The organism is Nitrospiria bacterium, from assembly GCA_036397255.1.
Taxonomy (GTDB): domain Bacteria; phylum Nitrospirota; class Nitrospiria; order DASWJH01; family DASWJH01; genus DASWJH01.
This window is the reverse complement of the sequence record DASWJH010000049.1, coordinates 1-3,610: the sequence shown is the minus strand read 5'-3', so window position 1 is coordinate 3,610 and position 3,610 is coordinate 1. Positions and strand designations below refer to the sequence as shown.

The following is a 3,610-nucleotide window of genomic DNA, read 5'->3' as shown; positions in this document are numbered from 1 at the left end:
TTATTATTAAAACCATCGGCAACTAAATGCCTTAAAAATCCTCTTTAGAATAATTTTCACCTTTTTCATTTTATTAAAAGATAGCTTTCCTAAGGTCCTTCTGACCAACCGTTGATCGATCGTCACAATTTTTCCTAGTTTAATAATGGAGGGTTTCGGCAAACCCGCCATTTTTTGAATCCTTCCTGTTAAAAGATATTCGAAAGATTGTAATTTCTTTGGGATCTGAGAGGTTATTGCTGCCAGAAGGAATAATTTAAATTCTTAGGGAAAAAAGGAAAAAAATTGTGAGGCATTTGACGAACAAGATCTTCGCAGGGAAAATGAAATTTCACAGTGCGTCAGGAAACATATGTTTCTGGAAACCTTGACATTTTCGGGTTTTTCTCATAGGATGTCCACTTTCAAACAGGAGAGATGAAATGAGTATATCCTATGCGATCAATGGTTTTGGAAGGATTGGTCGAAACCTGTATCGGGCTGTTTATCAGGACCCGCGCTTTGAATGCGTTGCGATTAATGATCTTACCGATGCCAAAACCCTTGCCCACCTTCTTAAATTTGATTCGGTTCATGGGCGATTTAACGCCAATGTTGAAGCCAAAGACCAATCACTGATGGTGGATGGCAAACCCATTGAAATTTTATCGGAAAGGGACCCAAAGGATCTCCCCTGGAAACGTTTGGGTGTAGAGGTTGTCATCGAAGCCACCGGAAGGTTTGTAGATCGGGCATCCGCTTCCCGGCATATTGATGCTGGAGCAGTAAAAGTCATTATTTCAGCACCGGCAAAAGAACCGGACCTCACAGTGGTTTTGGGGGTCAATGAAACGGAGTATGATGCCAGGAAACACCACATTATTTCCAATGCCTCCTGTACCACCAATTGTTTGGCGCCCATTGCAAAAATTTTATTGGAGAATTTTGGAATTCAGAGGGGTTTGATGACAACGATCCATTCTTATACCAATGACCAGCAGCTTTTGGATTTACCTCATAAAGATCTAAGGCGGGCCAGGGCTGCTTGTCTTTCCATGATTCCCACCACAACCGGGGCTGCAAAAGCCGTGGCCCTTGTTTTACCTCAACTGAAAGGAAAACTAGACGGAATGGCTATTCGTGTTCCGACCCCCAATGTCTCCGTTGTTGACCTTGTGGTTGATGTGGAACGCGATGCCACGGAAGAAGCTGTGAATGAAGCGCTCAAAAAGGCTGCGGAGGGCTCATTAAAGGGGATTTTGGGCTTTTCTGAGGATCCCTTGGTTTCCATCGATTTAAATGGAGATGATCGCTCCTCAATCGTCGACGGGAAGCTCACACGGGTGATTGGTCAAAAAATGGTGAAAGTGATGGCCTGGTATGATAATGAATGGGGGTATTCCTGCCGGGTAAGGGATTTAATGGGTTTTATTGCAAATAAAAAATAAATGGAAACGATTTCAATTGTTAAAATGTTTTTGAGAAATCCTCATTTTTATACCATCGGTATTTTACAATGAATTTAAATAAGATCACGATAGAAGACATCGATATCAAGGGAAAACGGGTTTTTATTCGAGCAGATTATAATGTTCCCTTGGATGACCATTTAAATATCACCGATGATACAAGAATCCGTTATACCCTGCCCACCATTAACTATGCCATCGATGAAGGGGCAAAGGTCATCATCAGTTCTCATTTAGGGCGGCCCAAGGGAAAACCCGATCCACGGATGAGTCTTGCCCCCGTGGCCAAACGCCTGCAACGGTTGCTGGGCAAAGAGGTGACGTTTGCTCCAGATTGCATTGGGCCTCAGGTGGAAAAAATGGTGTCTAAATTGAAAGGTGGGGAGGTCATTCTTCTGGAGAACCTTCGCTTCCACCCAGGGGAAGAATCGGATGATGAAGCCTTTGCGAAATCTCTTGCCAAATTGGCCGAGGTCTTTATTAACGACGCCTTTGGAGCTGCTCATCGAAATCACGCATCCATGACAGGAATCACACGCTTTGTTTCCAAATGTGCCATTGGGTTTTTAATGAAAAAGGAAATTGAGTATCTGGAGGGTGCCGTTGCAAATCCCGTACGCCCGTTCGTTGCCATTTTAGGGGGGGCAAAGGTTTCGGGAAAAATCGGCGTCATCGAAAACCTTGGGAAAAAAGTCAATAAAGTCATTGTGGGTGGAGGAATGGCCTATACTTTTTTAAAGGCCTTAGGAAATGAGGTTGGGGGATCCCTGGTCGAAGAGGAAATGTTGAGATTTGCCCTAGAGATTAAGGAGCATGCCCAAGCGCGAGGGGTTAAATTTTACCTGCCCGTGGATTGTGTGGTGGCCACCCATAAGGGTCCGGGAGCTGAAACCAAGATTGTTCCGGTACAGGAGATTCCACAAGGGTGGATCGGTATGGATATCGGCCCTGCCTCTGTGAAACTGTTTACAGAGGTTTTGGCAGATGCCAAGACGATTCTCTGGAATGGGCCTATGGGAGTATTTGAAATGGATGCCTTTTCCAGAGGAACCTCCGCCATTGCCCATGCGGTGGCGGATGCCTATGCCTTGACCATCGTGGGGGGAGCGGATTCCGCCCTTGCTGTTCATCGCGCAGGTGAATCCGAAAACGTCTCATTTATTTCAACCGGAGGAGGTGCGGCCCTCCAATTGATCGAGGGAAAAGAGCTGCCTGGATTGACCGTACTACCGGCGAAAGACATCTAGAAGTGAAGTCGATGATATCTTCCCTCTTTTTCGTAGCCAACTGGAAAATGCACAAAACACTTGAACAGGGTCAAACCTTTGTCAAAGAGTTCCTCCCTCATTTATCCTCTTCTAATAAAGTAAAAATTGCTATTGCCCCTCCTTTTACGCTCCTTCATCCTTTAAGGGGTCTTTTAAAGGGTAAAAATGTTTTTTTAGCCGCACAGGATTGTCACTGGGAAGATAGGGGGGCTTTTACGGGTGAAATTTCCCCACCTATGCTGGTAGATGCCGGGTGTCAATATGTCATTCTGGGGCATTCGGAACGGCGCAAATATTTTGGAGAAACACCTCTTCTAATAGGTAAAAAGCTTGTTTCTTCCCTTAAAGCGGGCCTTTCCCCGATTTTTTGTGTCGGGGAAACCCTTGAGAAGCGGGAAGAGGGGAAAACCAAAAAAATTCTTGAAGAGCAAATGCAGGAAACCTTGGAAATGTTGAAAGATCCTCCTTCTGATTTTGTCATTGCTTATGAACCGGTTTGGGCCATTGGGACGGGGCAAGTGGCTTCCCCGGAGCAGATTATGGAAGCCCATGGGTTTATTCATCAATGGCTCCAGAACCACTGGAGAAATCAAGTAAAATGTTTGGTGTTGTATGGAGGAAGTGTAACTTCCGATAATGTTTCCGACTTTATGGGAGAGCCCATGGTTCAGGGGGCATTGGTTGGAGGAGCCAGCTTACAGGCAGATAGTTTTTCTCGATTAATTCAGGAATCCATTGCCAAACGATGGCCTGAACCCTAAAACAGAGATAGAAGCTTCAAGAAAATGAAAAAGCCCTCTAGGTATTAGGGTTTCGGGTGAGTATACTACTCACCTGATAGGTGAAACCTTAACCACCAAGGAGGGCTGAGGCGATGATACGGCAAACCGTATT

3 protein-coding genes are annotated in these 3,610 nt (G+C 45.1%); all 3 read left to right on the top strand.

All coding sequences use genetic code 11. From position 1 onward, the window contains the following. Positions 1–422: 422 nt before the first annotated feature. A complete protein-coding gene (gene gap, locus VGB26_06525) occupies positions 423–1,427 on the top strand; it encodes a type I glyceraldehyde-3-phosphate dehydrogenase (GenBank protein ID HEX9757441.1) in 1,005 nt (334 codons plus the stop codon). Between the two features lie 68 nt (positions 1,428–1,495). Next, the gene (locus VGB26_06520; protein HEX9757440.1) at positions 1,496–2,695 is read left to right on the top strand and encodes a phosphoglycerate kinase; all 1,200 of its coding nucleotides are present in this window, start codon (positions 1,496–1,498) and stop codon (positions 2,693–2,695) included. Positions 2,696–2,706: 11 nt separating this feature from the next. Continuing rightward, complete coding sequence (gene tpiA, locus VGB26_06515; protein HEX9757439.1) at positions 2,707–3,477, top strand: triose-phosphate isomerase; 771 nt, start codon at positions 2,707–2,709, stop codon at positions 3,475–3,477. The last annotated feature ends 133 nt before the right edge of the window (positions 3,478–3,610 follow it).